The sequence below is a fragment of the Gymnodinialimonas sp. genome (assembly GCF_059726805.1).
This window is the reverse complement of the sequence record NZ_AP041059.1, coordinates 3229132-3247048: the sequence shown is the minus strand read 5'-3', so window position 1 is coordinate 3247048 and position 17917 is coordinate 3229132. Positions and strand designations below refer to the sequence as shown.

General features: G+C 62.0%; 20 protein-coding genes. 13 read left to right on the top strand and 7 right to left on the bottom strand.

Annotation, left to right across the window (positions count from 1 at the left end; all coding sequences use genetic code 11):
- Both betC and betI read right to left on the bottom strand, forming a co-directional pair.
- On the bottom strand, positions 1-1509 hold the full coding sequence (betC, locus tag AC6I9R_RS15850) for a choline-sulfatase (RefSeq protein WP_461426536.1): 1509 nt from the start codon (positions 1507-1509) through the stop codon (positions 1-3).
- Positions 1506-2078, bottom strand: coding sequence for a choline-binding transcriptional repressor BetI (gene betI, locus AC6I9R_RS15845; RefSeq protein WP_461426535.1), 573 nt, complete (start codon positions 2076-2078; stop codon positions 1506-1508). The genes betC and betI overlap by 4 nt, the downstream gene beginning before the upstream one ends.
- A 95-nt stretch (positions 2079-2173) precedes the next feature.
- Between betI and choX the strand changes: the two genes are divergently transcribed.
- From choX to choV, 4 genes are all read left to right on the top strand, one after another.
- Positions 2174-3118 carry a choline ABC transporter substrate-binding protein gene (gene choX / locus AC6I9R_RS15840; protein WP_461426534.1) on the top strand — a complete coding sequence of 315 codons (945 nt, stop codon included), beginning with the start codon at positions 2174-2176 and terminating at the stop codon, positions 3116-3118.
- Between the two features lie 158 nt (positions 3119-3276).
- Positions 3277-4173, top strand: a complete 897-nt coding sequence (gene choW, locus AC6I9R_RS15835; RefSeq protein WP_461426631.1) for a choline ABC transporter permease subunit — start codon at positions 3277-3279, stop codon at positions 4171-4173.
- Positions 4170-4580, top strand: coding sequence for a GFA family protein (locus AC6I9R_RS15830; RefSeq protein ID WP_461426533.1), 411 nt, complete (start codon positions 4170-4172; stop codon positions 4578-4580). The genes choW and AC6I9R_RS15830 overlap by 4 nt, the downstream gene beginning before the upstream one ends.
- Positions 4577-5605, top strand: a complete 1029-nt coding sequence (gene choV, locus AC6I9R_RS15825) for a choline ABC transporter ATP-binding protein (protein ID WP_461426532.1) — start codon at positions 4577-4579, stop codon at positions 5603-5605. The genes AC6I9R_RS15830 and choV overlap by 4 nt, the downstream gene beginning before the upstream one ends.
- Positions 5606-5649: 44 nt before the next feature.
- Here the strand turns inward: choV and AC6I9R_RS15820 are convergent, their stop codons facing one another.
- From AC6I9R_RS15820 to AC6I9R_RS15810, 3 genes are all read right to left on the bottom strand, one after another.
- Entirely contained in the window at positions 5650-6696 is a 1047-nt protein-coding gene (locus AC6I9R_RS15820; protein WP_461426531.1) for an acyl-CoA dehydrogenase family protein, read from the bottom strand.
- Positions 6693-7874 carry an acyl-CoA dehydrogenase family protein gene (locus AC6I9R_RS15815; RefSeq protein ID WP_461426530.1) on the bottom strand — a complete coding sequence of 394 codons (1182 nt, stop codon included), beginning with the start codon at positions 7872-7874 and terminating at the stop codon, positions 6693-6695. The genes AC6I9R_RS15820 and AC6I9R_RS15815 overlap by 4 nt, the downstream gene beginning before the upstream one ends.
- Before the next feature lie 65 nt (positions 7875-7939).
- Positions 7940-8269, bottom strand: a complete 330-nt coding sequence (locus AC6I9R_RS15810; RefSeq protein WP_461426529.1) for a HesB/IscA family protein — start codon at positions 8267-8269, stop codon at positions 7940-7942.
- A 100-nt stretch (positions 8270-8369) separates the two neighbouring features.
- On the opposite strand from AC6I9R_RS15810, the gene AC6I9R_RS15805 reads away from it, so the two are divergent.
- From AC6I9R_RS15805 to AC6I9R_RS15765, 9 genes are all read left to right on the top strand, one after another.
- On the top strand, positions 8370-9542 hold the full coding sequence (locus tag AC6I9R_RS15805; RefSeq protein ID WP_461426528.1) for a deoxyguanosinetriphosphate triphosphohydrolase: 1173 nt from the start codon (positions 8370-8372) through the stop codon (positions 9540-9542).
- Between the two features lie 21 nt (positions 9543-9563).
- Entirely contained in the window at positions 9564-9929 is a 366-nt protein-coding gene (locus AC6I9R_RS15800) for a hypothetical protein (protein WP_461426527.1), read from the top strand.
- 69 nt (positions 9930-9998) lie between these two features.
- Positions 9999-11726 (top strand): arginine--tRNA ligase, encoded by a 1728-nt coding sequence (gene argS, locus AC6I9R_RS15795; protein WP_461426526.1) that lies wholly within the window; start codon positions 9999-10001, stop codon positions 11724-11726.
- A gap of 78 nt (positions 11727-11804) precedes the next feature.
- Positions 11805-12845 carry an SPOR domain-containing protein gene (locus AC6I9R_RS15790; protein ID WP_461426525.1) on the top strand — a complete coding sequence of 347 codons (1041 nt, stop codon included), beginning with the start codon at positions 11805-11807 and terminating at the stop codon, positions 12843-12845.
- 1 nt (position 12846) lies between these two features.
- On the top strand, positions 12847-13851 hold the full coding sequence (locus AC6I9R_RS15785) for a glycoside hydrolase family 3 N-terminal domain-containing protein (RefSeq protein ID WP_461426524.1): 1005 nt from the start codon (positions 12847-12849) through the stop codon (positions 13849-13851).
- Positions 13844-14638, top strand: coding sequence for a segregation and condensation protein A (locus tag AC6I9R_RS15780; RefSeq protein ID WP_461426523.1), 795 nt, complete (start codon positions 13844-13846; stop codon positions 14636-14638). Before AC6I9R_RS15785 ends, AC6I9R_RS15780 begins: the two co-directional genes overlap by 8 nt.
- Positions 14635-15321, top strand: a complete 687-nt coding sequence (gene scpB / locus AC6I9R_RS15775; protein WP_461426522.1) for an SMC-Scp complex subunit ScpB — start codon at positions 14635-14637, stop codon at positions 15319-15321. The genes AC6I9R_RS15780 and scpB overlap by 4 nt, the downstream gene beginning before the upstream one ends.
- A 58-nt stretch (positions 15322-15379) precedes the next feature.
- Positions 15380-15577 carry a hypothetical protein gene (locus AC6I9R_RS15770; RefSeq protein WP_461426521.1) on the top strand — a complete coding sequence of 66 codons (198 nt, stop codon included), beginning with the start codon at positions 15380-15382 and terminating at the stop codon, positions 15575-15577.
- A 168-nt stretch (positions 15578-15745) separates the two neighbouring features.
- On the top strand, positions 15746-15940 hold the full coding sequence (locus tag AC6I9R_RS15765) for a hypothetical protein (protein ID WP_461426520.1): 195 nt from the start codon (positions 15746-15748) through the stop codon (positions 15938-15940).
- Positions 15941-16016: 76 nt separating this feature from the next.
- On the opposite strand, the gene glnA is transcribed toward AC6I9R_RS15765, so the two are convergent.
- Both glnA and AC6I9R_RS15755 read right to left on the bottom strand, forming a co-directional pair.
- Entirely contained in the window at positions 16017-17423 is a 1407-nt protein-coding gene (gene glnA, locus AC6I9R_RS15760) for a type I glutamate--ammonia ligase (protein ID WP_461426519.1), read from the bottom strand.
- 60 nt (positions 17424-17483) lie between these two features.
- Positions 17484-17822, bottom strand: a complete 339-nt coding sequence (locus tag AC6I9R_RS15755) for a P-II family nitrogen regulator (protein ID WP_461426518.1) — start codon at positions 17820-17822, stop codon at positions 17484-17486.
- Between the last annotated feature and the right edge of the window lie 95 nt (positions 17823-17917).

Here is a 17917-nt window from a genome sequence, read left to right as displayed (position 1 = left end):
CTATTCACCTCTCGGAAAGCGTTGATTTTCCTCAAGAACATTGAGGTCCATGTGGTTACGCATGTAGCGTTCAGAGGCGTCGCGCAGGGGTTGGAAATCCCACGGGTAGTAGGATCCGTTGCGCAGCGCCTCGTAGACGACCCAGCGGCGGGCCTGGCTTTCACGGACATCCGCATCGAAGGATTCGAGGTCCCAGCGGGCCGCCGCCTTGACGCGAAAGGCCTCCAGCGTGTCGGCGTGGGCGGGGTCATTAAAAAGGTCGTTCAACTCATGGGGATCGTTGGACAGATCAAACAACTGCTCGGGATCAAGTGCGCAATTGGTGTACTTCCATCGGCCCTCCCGCAGGCCAATAACGGGCGAATATGACCCTTCCGCCGCGTATTCCATCGCCACGGGCGTCACCCGGGCCGCGCCATTTCCTAACGGCGTTAACGATTCGCCGTCTGTCCAGGGCATGACCTCTTCCATGCTGACGCCAGCGAGGTCGCACAGCGTCGGGCACAGGTCGATGGTAGAGACGGGGTCCGTGACCAATCCGGGCGCCATCCCCGGGGCAGAGATCATCAGCGGCACGCGGGCCGATCCCTCATAGAACGACATCTTGAACCAAAGGCCGCGCTCGCCCAACATATCGCCGTGGTCCGAGACGAAGACGATGATCGCCTTCTGCTGCGTGCGTTCCAACACATCCAACACGCCGCCGATCTTGGCATCGAGATATGAGATGTTTGCGAAGTACGCCTGACGGGACCGGGCGATGTCGGCGTCCGTGATGTCAAAGTTCTCTAGGTCGTTTGCGTCAAGAATGCGTTTGGAATGCGGGTCCTGCTCCTCATAGGGGATTGCACCGACTTCGGGCATCAAGTGCTCGCAATCGTTATATAAATCCCAATATTCGCGGCGTGCGACATAGGGATCATGGGGGTGCGTGAAGCTGACGGTCAGACACCAGGGCCGGTCGTCCTTGCCGCGCGACAGATCGTACAGCTTCTGCTCCGCTTCAAATGCGACGGCGTCGTCGTATTCCATCTGATTGGTGATCTCGGCCACGCCGGAGCCGGTCACAGACCCCATGTTGTGATACCACCAATCGATCCGCTCGCCCGGCTTGCGATAGTCGGGCGTCCAACCGAAATCGGCCGGATAGATATCGGTCGTCAGGCGCTGCTCGAACCCGTGCAGCTGATCGGGCCCCACGAAATGCATCTTGCCCGACAGCGCCGTGTAATAGCCCGCGCGGCGCAAGTGGTGGGCGTAGGTTGGGATCGACGAGGCGAATTCTGCAGCGTTGTCATAGACGCCGGTGCGAGAGGGAAGCTGGCCAGACATGAACGACGCGCGGCCAGGCGCGCAAAGGGGCGAGGCGGTGTAAGTATTGGCAAACCGGGTGGAGGCCGCGGCCAGCCGGTCCAGGTTTGGGGTGTGAAGCCACTCGGCAGGACCGTCGGGGAAGAGGGTGCCGTTCAGCTGATCTACCATTAGAATCAGGATGTTGGGTTGTGTCATTGGATCGCGAGCTCCAGATAATCCGTGACCCTGGCGATGGCGGCATCGGCGTCCGGGGGACCGACATCTGCCAGAGCATGACGAATATAGAGACCGTCAATCAGCGCAGCGGCGGTAGCCGCAATACGCGGCGCGTCAGAGGTTAACGGCGTTAACGCATGGGTCAGATTGGACACGAGGCGCTTTTGGTAGACCCGCAAAAGCCGCGCCGCCTGGGCGTCCCTCTGGGCCATGACGTAAAATGTTAACCATGCGGAAACCACGTCTGGACGGAAGTTCTGCCCCCCGAAGGACGCCCGCGCGATGGCCACCAAACGTTCCATCGGCGTCTCGGCCCGAGCAAGTTGAGCCCGCGCTTCCGCCCCGAATTCCGCAAGGATCGCGCGCATCGCTGCCAGCAGCAGATCATCCTTTGACCCGAAGTAATGATGGGCCAGCGCCGAGGACACGCCCGCCGCTTTGGCGATCTGCCCCATGGTCACATCCAGGGATCCGCGGCGCCCGATCTCGCTAATCGTCGCGTTGACAAGCGCGTCCTTCCGTATAGCCATCATACCTGTGCGGGGCATCGCGACACCTTTTCGTTGTTGCCATGCCCCAGAAATAGATTTTTAATTGACTGGTCAATCAACAAAAACATCCAGTCCTCAACGGGAGACCAAAAATGACTCTTTTTCGCGCAACTGCGACATCTGCCCTGGCGTTAACCCTGACCGCAGGCGCCGCGATGGCCGATGCCCATGCCGAATGCGGCACCGTCACATTCTCGGACGTCGGTTGGACCGACATCACCGCCACGACCGCCGCGACGACCGTCGTGCTGGAGGCGCTGGGGTATGAGACCGACATCCTCGTGCTGTCCGTGCCCGTGACCTACACCTCGCTCGCCGCCGGGGATGTCGACATTTTCCTGGGCAACTGGATGCCGACGATGGAAGCCGACATCGCGCCCTACCGCGAGGCAGGCACCGTCGACACCGTCCGCGCGAACCTCGAAGGCGCGAAGTACACGCTGGCCACGAACGCCGCCGGCGCGGCGCTCGGGATCACCGATTTCGCCTCCATCGCCGCGGCCATGGATGAGCTGGACGGAGAGATCTACGGCATCGAGCCCGGCAACGACGGCAACCGCCTGATCATGGACATGATCGAGGCCGACGCCTTTGGCCTTTCCGAGTTTGAGGTCGTCGAATCCTCCGAGCAGGGGATGCTGGCCCAGGTCGCCCGCGCCTCGGATCGTGATGAACCCGTTGTGTTCCTTGGCTGGGAACCGCACCCGATGAACGCCAACTTCGATCTGACGTACCTGGAAGGGGGCGATGATTGGTTCGGCCCTGATCTCGGCGGTGCGACGGTCTACACCAACACCTCCGCTGGCTATGCTGAGGCTTGCCCGAACGTCGGCGCGCTTCTCAACAACCTCGAATTCTCCCTCGCCATGGAGAACGAGATCATGGGCGCGATCCTTGATGAAGGCGAAGATCCCGTCGATGCCGCGACGGCTTGGATGGCCGCCAACCCCGATGCCGTGATGGCGTGGCTCGACGGCGTGACCACGTTTGACGGCGGCGACGCAGCAGCGGCTGTCACCGAGGCCCTGGGCCTGTAATCGCTGGACATGAACGGGGCCCGCTCGGACGAGCGGGCTCTTTCGCACACCGTTAGGAAGGCCATCCGATGAACTGGTTCGACAACCTCCGCACGTGGTGGCGGGAAGATGGCATTTCCGAATGCAGCTTTCCCGGCGATCCCGACGTCACGGGGCCGATCACCTTCCTGACGGAATGCAAACTGCGCATCGGCGACGGGGCGGAGGCGGCTTTCGATTGGCTCCAATCCAACGGCGCGTTCATTTTCGACGCCATGTCTGTCGCTCTGGAAGCGATGATCGAAGTTTTCCTCGCCATCCTGCAAGAGCCGCCCAACACCTCCTGGTGGCAGGATATCCGCCTGCGCGATGCCGCCTTCCTCTACCCTCAGGACTGGCATCCGTTTCTGATCATCGCGATTTTCACGGCGCTCGCGTGGTGGATGCATCGCGGCTGGAAGGTGCCCGCCTTGGTGGCGGTCGGATTCCTGTTCATCGTCAATCAAGGTTACTGGGAAGAGACGACGGAAAGCCTGACCCTCGTCCTTTCAGCCTGTGTCGTTTGCATGGGCGTGGGCGTTCCCATCGGCATCGCGGTGGCCCATCGCCCCCGGCTCTACGCCTGGATGCGGCCCGTGCTTGACCTGATGCAGACCCTGCCAACCTTCGTCTATCTCATTCCAGCCATTGTGTTTTTCGGCATCGGCATGGTCCCGGGCCTGATCGCCACGGTGATCTTCGTGCTGCCAGCGCCGATCCGGTTAACGCACTTAGGGATTTCGTCGACGCCGCAATCGCTCCTGGAAGCGGCGGATGCGTTCGGCGCCACGGGGCGGCAAAAACTGTGGAAGGTCGAGTTGCCCTACGCCCTGCCGCAGATCATGACGGGCCTGAACCAGACCATCATGCTGTCGCTCTCCATGGTCGTGATCGCTGCCCTCGTGGGGGCCGACGGCCTCGGCGTTCCGGTCGTGCGCGCGCTGAACCAGGTCAACACGGGGCTGGGGTTTGAGAGCGGGTTTATCATCGTCGTCGTCGCCATCGTGCTCGACCGAACACTGCGGGTGAAGACATGAAGGTTAACGGACAATGCCATTGCGGCGCGGTGTCCTTCACCGCCGTGCTGAAAGGGGGCCTCTCCTCGGCGCGGCGCTGCGATTGCTCGCTTTGCACGATGCGGGGGGCGGTCGCCGTGTCTGCCGCGCTGGGCGATCTGGAGATCACGCAAGGCGCTGAAAATCTGACACTTTACCAGTTTAACACCCGCGTGGCCGAGCATTACTTCTGCAAGACCTGCGGGATCTACACCCACCATCGCAGGCGCTCTGACCCCAATGAATACGGGGTCAACCTCTCGTGTCTGGAGGGGCTGTCGCCCTGGCAATTGCCCGAGATCATCGTCCATGACGGTCAACAGCACCCCAACGATGGCGGCCCGCCCGACGGCGTCGCCGGTATCCTTCGATTTGAGGCCAACACATGAGCACCGCTGTTTCCTTCCGCGACGTTTGCATCATGTTCGGCCCGCGTCCGGCTGGCGCCCTGAAGCTGGCCGATGCGGGGGGCACCCGCTCCGAAATCCAGGCCGAGACGAGCCATGTGCTGGGTGTCCACGACTGCTCGCTGGATGTGGAGGAAGGGGAAATCCTCGTGCTCATGGGGCTGTCAGGCTCGGGCAAATCCACGCTTCTGCGCGCGGTCAACGGCCTTAACCCTGTGGCACGCGGACAGGTTGAGGTTCGCGATGGCGATTGGTCTTGCACGCTGCCGGGGGCAGCGAAGGCGGACCTGCGCTACCTGCGCCAGAACTGCGTTTCGATGGTCTTTCAACAGTTTGGCCTGCTGCCCTGGCGCACGGTGCGCGAGAATGTCGGCCTGGGGTTGGAACTCGCCGGCCAATCCCCCGCCGCGCGGCTTGAGGCGGTCGACAAGCAACTGGCGCTGGTGAACCTCAGCGAATGGGCCGATCGCAAAGTGGGCGAGCTGTCGGGCGGTATGCAGCAACGCGTGGGCCTGGCCCGCGCTTTTGTTACCGACGCGCCGATCCTGTTGATGGACGAGCCCTTTTCCGCCCTCGATCCACTGATCCGCAGCAAACTGCAAGACGAACTCCTCGACCTGCAACGCGACCTCAAACGCACGATCATCTTCGTCAGCCACGATCTGGATGAAGCGTTCAAGATCGGCAACCGCATTGCCATTCTGGAGGGCGGCCGCATGGTCCAAATCGGCACGCCGCGCCAGATCTTCTCGGAGCCCGCGACAGACTACGTCGCCGAATTTGTCTCTAACATGAACCCCTTAGGCGTCCTCACCGCGCGCGACGTCATGCAGGATGTCCCCACAGACGCCCCGCGCATCCCCTCGGAAATGCCGGTCAAAGATATCCTCACTCGCTTCGCCGACTCCCCCGCGCCCCTAGCCGTGGAAGAGGCTGGAGAGGTCATCGGTACGGTCACCACCGACAGCGTCGCGGCCCGCCTCGGCACGCCCGAGCCAAGGGCCTGACGCTCTTCTTCATCTTGCCCAGAAAACTCCCGCCGGAGGCTCCCTCACGCCGCCATAAGCCCTGCCATCAGCCGCTCCAGGTGCCAATCGCTGTCGCCCAACTGGTGATCAATCATCACCAGCCGCTTTGCATAATGGGACAGCGGAAATTCCCAGGTAATGCCGATCCCGCCATGCATCTGGATCGCCTCTTCCGAAACCTGGCGCGCGATCTTGCCCACCAAATGCTTGGCCTGCGCAGCGCGTTTGGCAAAGCTCTCGGTCCCGTCCGCAGATGCCGCAAGGATAACGATCGACCGCGCCTGCTCAATCTCAATGGCAAGGTCGATGGCGCGGTGCTGAAGGGCTTGGAAAGCGCCCAACGGTTGGCCAAATTGCTTGCGGGTCTTCAAGTAGTCGACCAGCATGTTCTGGACGACATCCATCGCCCCCAGCGCCTCTGCGCAAAGGGCCAGTGCCCCGCGATCCAATGCCGTTTGGATCGCCTCTTCGGCGTTTTCCATCAGCAAATGCGCGGGGGTATTGTCGAAAAACACCTCTCCCGCTGGGCCGCCATCGATCATCCCATAGCCGGTGATCTCGGCGTCCTTCGCCGCCACTTCAAACAGCGCGACGGTATCCTCCTGGCGCGCGGCGACCAACAGAACCTCTGCCGAGGGCGCGCCGTAAACTACTGATTTTCGGCCCGTAATCTTGCCACCTACCGCCGCAAAGGCCACGTCTCGCACATCGTAGGGCGCATCGGTTTCGCTGACGGCCAGCGCGTAGCGCGTGCCTGCCATCAGGCCCTCTGCGTCGTCCAGCAAAGACGCCGCGAGGAGTTGGCCCAAAACCGGCTCGGGGCAAAGTGCGCGGCCCAGTTCTTCGAACACCGTGACGATGTCGAAACCGTGCCCGCCCATGCCGCCCGCATCCTCAGAAACAAGCGCATAGAACAGGCCCAGATCGGTTAATTCCTGCCACTTCTGCGGCGCATGAAACGGCGCCTCGTAGGCGACGGCGTTGCGGTGCTCCATGGCGTAATTGTCCGCCAAATAACGGCGCAGGGTCTCTGACAGCATGCGCCGGTCGTCGGATTGCTCGAAGTTCATCCCATCAAGCCTTTGGCCAGAATGTTGCGCTGAATCTCATTCGACCCGCCGTAGATCGAGATCTTGCGGTTGTTGAAATAGGCGCTGGCGGTATGGGCGTGGCCGGGCGGCGCAATCGCCAGGTTATCGAGGTCCTCGGACGGAAACGGCGCTGCCGCAGGCCCAAGGGCGCGGCGGGCCAAATCGTTGAGCGCTTGCCGGATCACCGTGCCCTTGATCTTCAGCATCGAAGGCTCGGCCCCCAGCTGCCCGCCCTGTGCCGCCTTCGACAGCATCCGCAGGTTGGTGATCTTCATCGCCTCCAGCTCGGCCTCGACCTCGGCCAGACGTGCAGCGAACAAAGGGTTCTGAATCAACGGCTTTCCGCCGCGTACAAGCCTGCCCGCCATGGCTTTCACCTGCTCAAGTGCCTGCACCGAAAAGCCAGTGCCCGCGATATTCGTCCGCTCATGCCCCAGCAGGTATTTCGCAATCGTCCACCCGTCATTCTCGGCCCCCACAAGGTTGGCGACCGGCACGCGGACATCCGTGAAGAACACCTCATTCACCTCATATCCGCCCTCGATCAGGCGGATCGGGCGCATCTCGATCCCCGGCGTATCAAGGTCGATCAGGATGAAACTGATGCCCGCCTGCGGTTTTCCGTCGAAGCGCGTGCGCACAAGGCAGAAGATCCGGTTGGCGTATTGGCCCAGGGTCGTCCAGGTCTTTTGACCATTCACAACATAGCTGTCGCCATCCCGCTCAGCACGGGTCTTGAGGGATGCCAGATCGCTGCCTGCCCCGGGCTCGGAATAGCCTTGGCACCACCAATCACGCCCATCCAAAATGCGCGGCAAATACGCGGCCTGTTGCGCAGGCGTGCCGAACTTCATCAGCACCGGCGCCAGCATTTTCACGCCAAACGGTACGATCCGGGGCGCATTGGCCAACGCGCTTTCCTCTTCAAAAATGTGCAGCTCGATCGGGCCCCAGGCGCAGCCTCCGTGTTCCACTGGCCAAGTGCCGCCGAGCCAGCCCTTATCGGCCAAAATCGCATGCCATTGCTCCATATCCTCACGCGTTGACCCCGCGCCAGACGCCACGCGCGCGGCGATTTCAGGCGGCAAGGCCTCTGCCAGAAAGCCGCGGACCTCGGCCTGGAACGCCAATTCGCTTGGTGAATACGATAAATCCATGGTGCCCTCCCGACTGTTTGGGGAGGGTAGCACTCAAGCCAAAAAGCGCCAGCGCGAAGGCTGGATCACATGGAGAATGACGTGCCGCAACCGCAGGAGGAGGAGGCGTTGGGGTTCTCAATCGTAAACCGCGCGCCGATGAGTTCCTCGGTGAAGTCGATCACGGCGTCCGCAAGAAACGGGAGAGAGACCGTATCGACAACGACTTTCTGGCCCTGACCTTCCAGTACCAGATCATCTGTCGCGGGCGCGTCCAGCTTGATTTCATACTGAAATCCCGAGCATCCGCCGCCTTCGACCGCCACGCGAAGCGCTTGCGGGGCGTCGGCATCTTCATTGATCTCGGCCAAGCGCGCGAAGGCGCGGTCTGTGACCTTGGGGGGAATGGCAAGCATGGGCGTTCACCTGTCGTAAATCGCGTGTGGGTGCAATATATGCAGGGCAGGGGTCCCGGACAAGACGCACAACACGCGTACCCCGTTGGAGGCAAAAACCATGCGCGCAGCCTATGCTTGCGATCCGATGGCCACGCGGGGACGCGCGGTCAAGGAAGAGGAAAGCGCCCACCGGTCGCCGTTCCAGCGCGACCGGGACAGGATCATTCATTCCAGCGCGTTCCGGCGATTAAAGCATAAAACTCAGGTGTTTGTGGAGCATGAGGGCGATTACTTCCGTACCCGTCTGACCCATTCGCTGGAGGTCGCCCAGGTTGCGCGCACCATGGCGCGTGCCTTGGGGTTGGATGAGGATCTGACGGAAACGGTCGCCCTGGCCCACGATCTGGGCCACCCGCCGTTTGGTCATACCGGTGAGGACGCGTTGCAAGCGCTCATGGCGCCCTACGGAGGTTACGATCACAACGCCCAGGCTTTGCGGATCGTGACCCATCTGGAGCGTCACTATGCCGAGTTCGACGGGTTGAACCTCACCTGGGAAACCCTTGAAGGCATTGCAAAACACAACGGCCCGGTGGGCGCCCCGCTGCCGTGGGCGCTGGCCGTGAGCTGCGCGGATATCGACCTGGAATTGTCGACCCACGCCTCGGCCGAGGCTCAGGTCGCCGCACTCGCCGATGACATCGCCTACAACCACCATGATTTGCACGATGGCCTGCGGGCAGAGCTGTTTTCCACCGATGAGTTGGCGGAACTTCCCATCCTTCGCGAGTGTTTCGATGCCGTGGACAAGCGGTATCCGGGCCTCAATTACTACCGCCGCCGGCACGAGGCGCTGCGGCGCTTTTTCGGCCTGTTGGTCGAGGACGTGCTTGCCAACGCGCGCGCAACTTTGGCCGACATCAATCCACAGACCCCTGTGGATATCCGCACCGCGGGCCGCCCGGTTATCCGCTTTTCCAAGGGCTTGTTCGACGACCTTCAAGTCATCCGTAAATTTTTATTCAAACGCATGTATCGCGCCCCCTCCGTGGTGGAGATGCGGGCCGACGTGACCCAGGTGGTGGAGGATCTCTTCCCCTTCTTCCTGCAAAACCCGGGCGAATTGCCCAAACAATGGCGCAAGGACGTAGATGAGGTCGCGGGCGACCCCACGTCCTTGGCCCGGATAGTGTCGGATTACATCTCGGGCATGACCGACAGATTTGCGCTCCAATGCCACCAACGGTTGATCGGTGGGGGCGATGACGGCAAGGTGGGGCTGCCCCCATAAGCTCAATTTCGGAGCCTCATCATGCCCCCTTTCTTTCGTATCGTCGCCCCCGCGGCGGCCCTCATTGCATCCCTCGCCTCAGCCCAAGCTTTCCCGCAGGACGGGCTTTTTTATCAAGGGTTTAGCTGCCCCGTCGATGGCTTTGTCCCGGGCGGAGAGCGCACGGCCTCCCTGTCTTTCCCGACCCTGTGCCTGTTTGACCAATGCTGTGACCTGTCGAACCCCGTGAACGTTCGCGATATGGACCAGATCTTCCTCTATGACGGGGCCTGCACGGCAGAAGGCACCGATTTTGATGCGCGGCTTCTGCTCGGTGAAGCCTCAATCAATGGCCTCGTCGTTGTCCTGAACAACAACGCCTATACCTACGCGCGATGTGAGCCATAACCCGCCCATCTAATTGACGGTGGCGCGGGTCGTGATAGACGCAAGGGTGATCTTTAAAGGACCGCTCACATGACCCTCTTCGCCGAGATCCGCGAAACCGTTCTGGCCGCCGTTGGCGCGCTGGTTGCCGACGCCGTTCTGCCGGACGGGCTGGAGACGCGCGCGGTCACCGTAGAGCCGCCGCGCGATGCGTCCCATGGCGACATGGCCACGAACGCCGCGATGGTCCTGGCGAAACCTGCGAAAATGAAGCCGCGTGATATCGCCGAGGCGTTGGCCGCCAAACTGGCCGATGACCCGCGCATTGAAACCGTAGAGGTTGCCGGGCCGGGGTTCCTGAACCTGCGACTGTCCGGCGATGTCTGGCGCGGCATCATCGCCAGCGTGATGGAAGCGGGCGCTGATTTCGGGCGGTCGCAAATGGGCGCGGGCAAGCGCGTAAACGTTGAATATGTTAGTGCAAATCCCACTGGCCCGTTGCATGTGGGCCACACGCGGGGCGCTGTTTTCGGCGACGCCTTGGCCTCGCTTCTGGACGTCGCGGGCTATGACGTGACGCGGGAATACTACATCAACGATGGCGGCGCGCAGGTCGATGTCCTCGCGCGGTCGGTCTATTTGCGGTATCTGGAGGCCCACGGCCAGGACGTCGCGTTCGAGGATGGAACCTACCCCGGCGACTACCTGATCGAGGTTGGCCAAGCGCTGAAAGAGAAGGTCGGTGACCAGTTCGTCGACAAGGGCGAGCAGTTCTGGCTTGCCGAAATTCGGGAATTCGCGACCGAGAAGATGATGGACCTGATCCGCCACGATCTGGCGCTTCTGGGTGTCGAAATGGATGTCTTCTACAGCGAAAAATCGCTCTATGGGACGGGTCGGATCGAAGCCGCGATTGACGACCTGCGGGGCAAGGGCCTGATCTACGATGGCTACCTCGATCCCCCCAAGGGCAAGAAGCCGGATGATTGGGAACCGCGCGAGCAGACGCTGTTCAAGTCGACCGCCCATGGCGACGATGTGGACCGGCCGGTGATGAAATCCGACGGCTCTTGGACCTACTTCGCCCCCGACATCGCCTATCATTTTGATAAGGTTTCCAGGGGGTTCGACGAGCTAATTGATGTGTTCGGCGCTGATCACGGCGGCTATGTGAAGCGGATGAAGGCGGCGGTTTCTGCGCTGTCAGACGGGCGCGTGCCGCTCGACATCAAGCTGACGCAGCTGGTGAAGCTGCGGCGCGGCGAGCAAGAGTTGAAGATGTCGAAACGGGCCGGGACCTTCGTGACCCTCGCCGATGTGGTCGAGATGGTGGGCCCTGACGTTACCCGTTTCCACATGCTGACGCGCAAGAACGACGCGCCGCTTGATTTCGACGTCGACAAGGTGCGCGAACAGTCCAAGGACAACCCGGTGTGGTACGTGCAATACGCCCACGCCCGCATTCAGTCTGTCCTGCGCAAGGCGGCCGAGGCCGAGGTCCAAGCTGACCCGGCAAACCTTAACGCCGTTAATGATCCTGCCGAGCTGGCCCTTGCCGCCAAGCTCGCCGAATACCCGCGTCTGATCGAGATTGCCGCCAAGGGCAACGAGCCGCACCGCGTCGCTTTCTACCTCTATGATCTGGCGTCGGAATTCCACGCGCTCTGGAACAAGGGCAATGCAGAACCGCAGCTGCGTTTCTTCCAGGAAGATGATCCATCGGCAACATCCGGGAAATTGTGCCTGATTTCCGCCGTGGCGATTGTCATTTCCAACGGTCTTGGTATTTTGGGGGTCACTCCGGTCGATCAGATGTGAGGCGGAAGACCTCTCCCGGCTGGACGTCACAGGCAATAGACCCATGGACCCGCGTGGTCCAAGGGCGATGAGGCGGGCATGGCAGATATCCAATATTCCGGGCAGGGCCCCGATGCGTATTCCTATGATGGCGGCTATGAGTATGGCTATGATCAGGCCGCTCCGGCGTCTGCCCCGGCAGACGCATCCCGGGTCACGCAATTGATCAACTGGGCGGGCGCCTTGGTCTCCATGGCGCTGGTGATTGGCATGGGCGTTTGGGCGTTTCAGCTCTTGGTACGGGACGTGGCGGACGTGCCGGTGATCCGCGCGTTGGACGGCCCGATGCGCGTCGCACCCGAAAACCCCGGTGGATCTATCGCCGAAAATCAAGGGCTTGCGGTGAACCGCCTGGCCGAGGGGGCCGAGGCCGCTCCGGTCCCTGATCAACTTCTGCTGGCGCCGCCGCCGCAAGACCTGAGCGCCGTCGATCTAAACCCCGAGCCCGAGCCGGAAGTTCAAGCGTTTGAGAACGCCTCCGCCGCCTTGCCCGACATCGATGCCGAGATCGTGCCAGAAGTCGTACCTGAGGTCGACACAGACGCCTTGATCGCGCGCCTTCTGGAAGAGGCCACGCCATTGACCGACATGGACGCGCCATCCCTGGGCGAGCCCGCCGCAGAAGCCCTCGGTGAGCCCGCCGTTGACCTGGTGGCGCGCGCCGAAGCGATTCCGATCTCCGTGCCCGGTGTGCGCCGCTCTCCCCGCCCGGCCCTGCGGCCTGCGGGCCTGTCTGCGCGGGCGCCCGCGCCTGCGACTGAAAGTGCCGTGGCCGAGGGCGTTACCGACGACGGTGCCGGGTTCGAAATTGCGGCGTCCGAATTGGAAACAGGCACCCGCCTCGTGCAATTGGGGGCGTTCGACACGCCCGACCTGGCCCGCTCGGAATGGACGCGCCTTTCAGGCAACTTTCCCGACTTCTTCCTGGGCCGCGCCCGGGTGATTGAAGAGGCCTCCTCTGGCGGCGCCACCTTCTACCGTTTGCGCGCCCACGGCTTTGGCGACCTGTCCGCCTCGCGTCGTTTCTGCGCAGCGCTCGTCGCTCAAGGGGCGGCCTGCATTCCGGTCACCGTTCGCTAGGATGACGCAGTCCGCCGCCATCCTCGGGTGTGAGGGATTGGCCCTGTCACGGGAGGAGCGTGCGTTCTTCGCAGACGCGGCACCTTGGGGGTTCATCCTCTTCGCGCGCAACATTAAGGACGCCGCGCAAGTCTCTGCACTGACAGAGGAATTACGTAGCGCAGTGGGCTTGAATGCGCCCGTTCTGATCGACCAGGAAGGGGGACGCGTTCAACGTCTTCGCGGGCCGATCTGGCGCGAGTGGCACCCGCCGCTCGACACGATTGCCGCCACGGACGACCCGTCCCGTGTCATGTACCTCCGCTCGTACCTGATCGGCCACGAGCTGCGAGAGGTTGGCATAGATGTGCACTGCGGCCCGACCGCCGATGTGGCCCGGGAAAGCACCCATCCGTTCCTGAAAAACCGCCTCTACGGCTATGACGCCGAGAGTGTGAAGCGCAGGTCCTGGGCCGTTGCGAATGGTCTGACCGACGCTGGCGTGTCCTGCGTCGTCAAGCATATCCCAGGCCACGGGTTGGGCGCGGTCGACAGCCACCATGATCTGCCCCGAGTAACAGCCGATCGCGCAACGTTGGACGCAGTGGACTTCAAGGTTTTCAAAGAGTTAGCGTACCTTGATATGGGTATGACCGCCCACGTGGTGTTCGAGGACATCGACCCTGACCTCCCCGCCACGATGTCGCCGACAATGATCAACCTGATCCGCAAGGACATCGGGTTTGCCGGATTGCTGATGACCGATGACCTGTCGATGAACGCCTTGCCCGGAACGCTGGGGCAGCGCGCCGCGGGCGCGCGGGCGGCGGGGTGCGATATCATCCTCCATTGCAACGGGGACCGGGCCGAGATGGACGCGGTTCTGGCCAATTGTGGCACGCTCGAAGGCGATGCCAAGGCCCGTGCGGACAAAGCGGACGCCCGCCGTCCAAGCCGTCAATCCCTTGACATTGACGCCATAGAACAGGAACTTTCCGAGCTTCTGCACGGAGAGGTCTATGTCTGAGCCGGGCACGCCCGCGAATGCCGATGATTGGGATGCCGTCACCGCTCGACGTGAAGCGGAGGCGCTGATTGTTGACGTCGATGGCTATGAGGGGCCGCTGGACCTTCTGCTGACCCTGTCGCGGACCCAGAAGGTTGACCTGCGCAAGATCTCGATCCTCGCATTAACCGAGCAATATCTTGTTTTCATTGAAAAAGCGCGCCAGCTGCGGATTGAACTGGCGGCGGATTACCTGGTCATGGCGGCCTGGCTCGCGTTCCTGAAATCCAAGCTCTTGCTGCCGCCGGAACCGGGTGAAGAGGGGCCCTCGGGTGAAGACCTTGCCGCGCATCTGGCGTTTCAATTGGAACGTTTGGCCGCGATGCGCGATTGCGCCGCCCGGCTGATGGCCCGGGACCGCCTGGGCCGCGACCGGTTTTTGCGGGGACAGCCGCAGGCCATGACGACCAACCGCAAAGTGACCTACACCGCCGGTTTGCTGGACCTCATGCAGGCCTATGCCCGCCTGCGCACCAAGGACGAATTCCGGCCCTACGTCATGGATCGCGAGGCGGTATTGACCATGGAAGAAGCGCTGGATCGTCTGCGCGGCATGGTCGGATACATGGGCGAATGGGCGGACCTGATGTCCTACTTGCCGGACGGCTGGACGACCGATCCCGCCAAAAGGCGCTCAGCCGCGGCGGCAAACTTCGCCGCCGCGCTGGAACTGGCCAAGGCAGGCCGCGTCGAAATTCGCCAGTTCGAGACGTTCTCGCCCATCCAGATGCGCCGGAAAGAGACATGACAGACACGCCCGACCGCCCCGAAGAAAGCCTGTTTCGCGCGCCCCCCCTGGCCGAACAGGAACGGATGGTCGAGGCGCTTCTGTTCGCCTCCGCCGAGCCGGTGAGCCTGACCGAGATGGAGGCGCGGATGCCCCATGGCTCGGACCCGGCAGAGGCCCTGCACCTGCTTCGCCGCCGCTATGAAGGGCGCGGCGTGCAGGTCGCCAAAGTGGGGGACGCTTGGGCCATTCGCACTGCGGCGGATCTGGGGTTTTTGATGGCGCGCGAACAGGTGGAACAACGCAAACTCAGCCGCGCCGCGATTGAGACGCTGGCAATCGTCGCTTACCACCAGCCCGTCACGCGTGCTGAAATTGAGGAAATTCGGGGGGTTAGCGTTAGCCGAGGCACCGTGGATCAGTTGATCGAGCTGGATTGGATCAAGTTTGGCCGCCGCCGCATGACGCCCGGACGGCCTGTGACCTACGTGGTCACTCAGGTGTTTCTCGATCACTTTGGCCTGGAATCTGCGCGCGATCTGCCGGGCCTCAAGGAATTGCGCGACGCGGGCCTGTTGGAGTCCCGCCCGCCCGAGGCGGAAGAGGCGACCCCAACGCGGGACGATAACATCGGCGATATGTTTGACGATGATGCCGACGCTGCCCTGGATGACGACGACCCGCTTTTTGAGGATGACGCCTGAATTTCGCCGCAGTCATTCGTTAACGGCGTTAACACGAGGCAATCAGAGGTTCCTTTCCATGGACAGAATTCTCAACATGATCCTGCGCCAAGTCATTGGGCGTGTGGTGAACAAGGGCATCGATGCAGGCATCGACCGGGCGACGCGGGGTCGGGACGGCGAGGCGCCAAACCAGCAACAACGCGGTCAAGCCCGGGGCGCAGTGCGCCAGGCGCGCGGTGCCATGCGGATGTTTCGCCGCATCGGGCGGATGTAAGTCGCGCCCGGCTCGACGCGAAAGGCCCCGCGCGACCGTCTGAAGCCATGGCATTGGGGCCACACTTGCGCCCCACGCGCCCCCATCCCGCCACGCTGCCCAGATTTTGCCTCATTTGACCGCCACCCCTGTGGATAAGTCAAAAGCAATAACAAATGAGGCAGTGCTATGGAGCGGCTCGTAACCAACTTCCTGCGTTTTGTCGCGGGACGCGACGGCGACAAACCAACCGACATTCACGTTAACCGGATCGCGATGGGCAGCAGCCATGACCGCGCGCTGGCGGCCTTCAAGGCCGAGCAGGCCAAGGTTGCCAGCCGTCAGGATGGCGCGACATTCGCCACCAAACGCGCGGTGAAATAGGCGGGCGACGCCGGCAATGAGCGAAAACAAAAAGGGGCGTCCAATGGCGCCCCTTCTCGTATTCTGCAGATGCTGATCAGCAGCTGTAGTACATCTTGTATTCCATCGGATGCGGCGTGTGCTCGTAGGCGTAAACCTCTTCCCACTTGAGCGCGGCATAGCCCTCGATCTGGTCTTTGGTGAATACGTCGCCCTTCAACAGGAACTCGTGATCGGCTTCCAGCTCGTCCAGCGCTTCGCGAAGCGAGGCACAGACGGTCGGGATACCGGCCAGCTCCTCGGGAGGCAGATCGTAAAGGTCCTTGTCGGACGGATCGCCGGGGTTGATCTTGTTCTGGATGCCGTCGAGGCCCGCCATCAACAGCGCCGAGAAGCACAGATAGGGGTTCGCTGCCGGATCGGGGAAACGCGCTTCCACACGCTTGGCCTTCGGGCTTTCCGTCCACGGAATACGCACGCAGCCCGAGCGGTTGCGCGCGGAGTAGGCGCGCAGAACAGGGGCCTCGAAGCCCGGGATCAGACGCTTGTAAGAGTTCGTCGACGGGTTCGTAAAGGCGTTCAGCGCTTTGGCGTGCTTCAGGATCCCGCCGATGAAATACAGCGCCTCGTCTGACAGATCGGCGTATTTGTCGCCTGCAAACAAGGGCTTGCCGTCCTTCCAGATCGACATGTTCACGTGCATGCCGGTGCCGTTGTCGCCCGCGATGGGCTTGGGCATGAAGGTGGCGGATTTGCCGTAGGCGTGGGCCACGTTGTGGATCACGTACTTGTATTTCTGCAGCTCGTCGGCCTGCTTGGTCAGGCTGTCAAAGATCAGACCCAGCTCGTGCTGGCACGACGCCACCTCGTGGTGGTGCTTGTCGACCTTCATGCCGATGCGCTTCATCGTCGACAGCATCTCGGACCGCAGATCGTGCGAGGCGTCGATCGGGTTGACGGGGAAGTAGCCGCCCTTGACGCCCGGGCGGTGGCCCATGTTGCCCATCTCGTACTCGGTGCCGCCGTTCCAGGAGGCGTCCTGGGCGTCGACCTCGTAAGAGACCTTGTTGATCTCAACGGACATGCGAACATCGTCGAAGATGAAGAATTCAGCTTCGGGGCCACAGAAGAACTTGTCGCCGATGCCCGAGGAAATCAGATACGCCTCGGCCTTTTCCGCGGTGCCGCGCGGGTCGCGGTCATACGCTTCGCCCGTGTCGGGCTCCACGACCGAGCAATGCACACACAGCGTTTTTTCGGCGTAAAACGGGTCCACATAGCCGGACTCGGTGTCCAGCATCAGCTTCATGTCAGAGGCTTCAATGCCCTTCCAACCAGCGATGGAGGAGCCGTCGAACATGAAGCCCTCCTCGATGAAGTCTTCGTCCACCTGGTCAGCCATCAGCGTCACGTGCTGCAGCTTGCCGCGCGGGTCGGTGAAACGGACATCGACGTATTCGACATCCTCGTCCTTCATCATCTTCAAAAAGCTCTCTGTGCTCATTGTCAACTTTCCTTGAAATCGTAAGGGGTTAGTGGGTTGCTCAAGCTTGAGCAGGTGTCTTTACAGCGCCTCTTCGCCCGCTTCGCCTGTCCGGATGCGGATGGCTTGGCTAACGTCGGACACGAAAATCTTGCCGTCGCCGATCTTGTCGGTCTTGGCGGCGTTGATGATCGTCTCAATGGCCGCATCGGCCATATCGTCGGCAAGGACGACCTCGATTTTCACTTTCGGCAAGAAGTCCACGACGTATTCGGCGCCGCGATAGAGTTCCGTGTGGCCCTTCTGACGTCCGAAACCTTTGACTTCGGTCACGCTGAGGCCCTGAATGCCGATCTCCTGGAGGGCCTCTTTGACCTCGTCCAGCTTGAAGGGTTTGATGATTGCTTCAATTTTCTTCATGGTCGCCGTCGTCCTCCTCGCCAAAGGCTTTGCGCCGTGACATCATCTTGCGCAGGCGGCGTCCATGCAGGACACCGGGCAGGTTGGGGTTGCTT

Excerpts from the sequence above, each read along its gene's own strand:
- betC (WP_461426536.1), bottom strand. The coding sequence starts at position 1,509 with ATGACACAACCCAACATCCTGATTCTAATGGTAGATCAGCTGAACGGC.
- betI (WP_461426535.1), bottom strand. The coding sequence starts at position 2,078 with ATGCCCCGCACAGGTATGATGGCTATACGGAAGGACGCGCTTGTCAAC.
- choX (WP_461426534.1), top strand. The coding sequence starts at position 2,174 with ATGACTCTTTTTCGCGCAACTGCGACATCTGCCCTGGCGTTAACCCTG.
- AC6I9R_RS15830 (WP_461426533.1), top strand. The coding sequence starts at position 4,170 with ATGAAGGTTAACGGACAATGCCATTGCGGCGCGGTGTCCTTCACCGCC.
- choV (WP_461426532.1), top strand. The coding sequence starts at position 4,577 with ATGAGCACCGCTGTTTCCTTCCGCGACGTTTGCATCATGTTCGGCCCG.
- AC6I9R_RS15820 (WP_461426531.1), bottom strand. The coding sequence starts at position 6,696 with ATGAACTTCGAGCAATCCGACGACCGGCGCATGCTGTCAGAGACCCTG.
- AC6I9R_RS15815 (WP_461426530.1), bottom strand. The coding sequence starts at position 7,874 with ATGGATTTATCGTATTCACCAAGCGAATTGGCGTTCCAGGCCGAGGTC.
- AC6I9R_RS15810 (WP_461426529.1), bottom strand. The coding sequence starts at position 8,269 with ATGCTTGCCATTCCCCCCAAGGTCACAGACCGCGCCTTCGCGCGCTTG.
- AC6I9R_RS15805 (WP_461426528.1), top strand. The coding sequence starts at position 8,370 with ATGCGCGCAGCCTATGCTTGCGATCCGATGGCCACGCGGGGACGCGCG.
- AC6I9R_RS15800 (WP_461426527.1), top strand. The coding sequence starts at position 9,564 with ATGCCCCCTTTCTTTCGTATCGTCGCCCCCGCGGCGGCCCTCATTGCA.
- argS (WP_461426526.1), top strand. The coding sequence starts at position 9,999 with ATGACCCTCTTCGCCGAGATCCGCGAAACCGTTCTGGCCGCCGTTGGC.
- AC6I9R_RS15790 (WP_461426525.1), top strand. The coding sequence starts at position 11,805 with ATGGCAGATATCCAATATTCCGGGCAGGGCCCCGATGCGTATTCCTAT.
- AC6I9R_RS15785 (WP_461426524.1), top strand. The coding sequence starts at position 12,847 with ATGACGCAGTCCGCCGCCATCCTCGGGTGTGAGGGATTGGCCCTGTCA.
- AC6I9R_RS15780 (WP_461426523.1), top strand. The coding sequence starts at position 13,844 with ATGTCTGAGCCGGGCACGCCCGCGAATGCCGATGATTGGGATGCCGTC.
- scpB (WP_461426522.1), top strand. The coding sequence starts at position 14,635 with ATGACAGACACGCCCGACCGCCCCGAAGAAAGCCTGTTTCGCGCGCCC.
- AC6I9R_RS15770 (WP_461426521.1), top strand. The coding sequence starts at position 15,380 with ATGGACAGAATTCTCAACATGATCCTGCGCCAAGTCATTGGGCGTGTG.
- AC6I9R_RS15765 (WP_461426520.1), top strand. The coding sequence starts at position 15,746 with ATGGAGCGGCTCGTAACCAACTTCCTGCGTTTTGTCGCGGGACGCGAC.
- glnA (WP_461426519.1), bottom strand. The coding sequence starts at position 17,423 with ATGAGCACAGAGAGCTTTTTGAAGATGATGAAGGACGAGGATGTCGAA.
- AC6I9R_RS15755 (WP_461426518.1), bottom strand. The coding sequence starts at position 17,822 with ATGAAGAAAATTGAAGCAATCATCAAACCCTTCAAGCTGGACGAGGTC.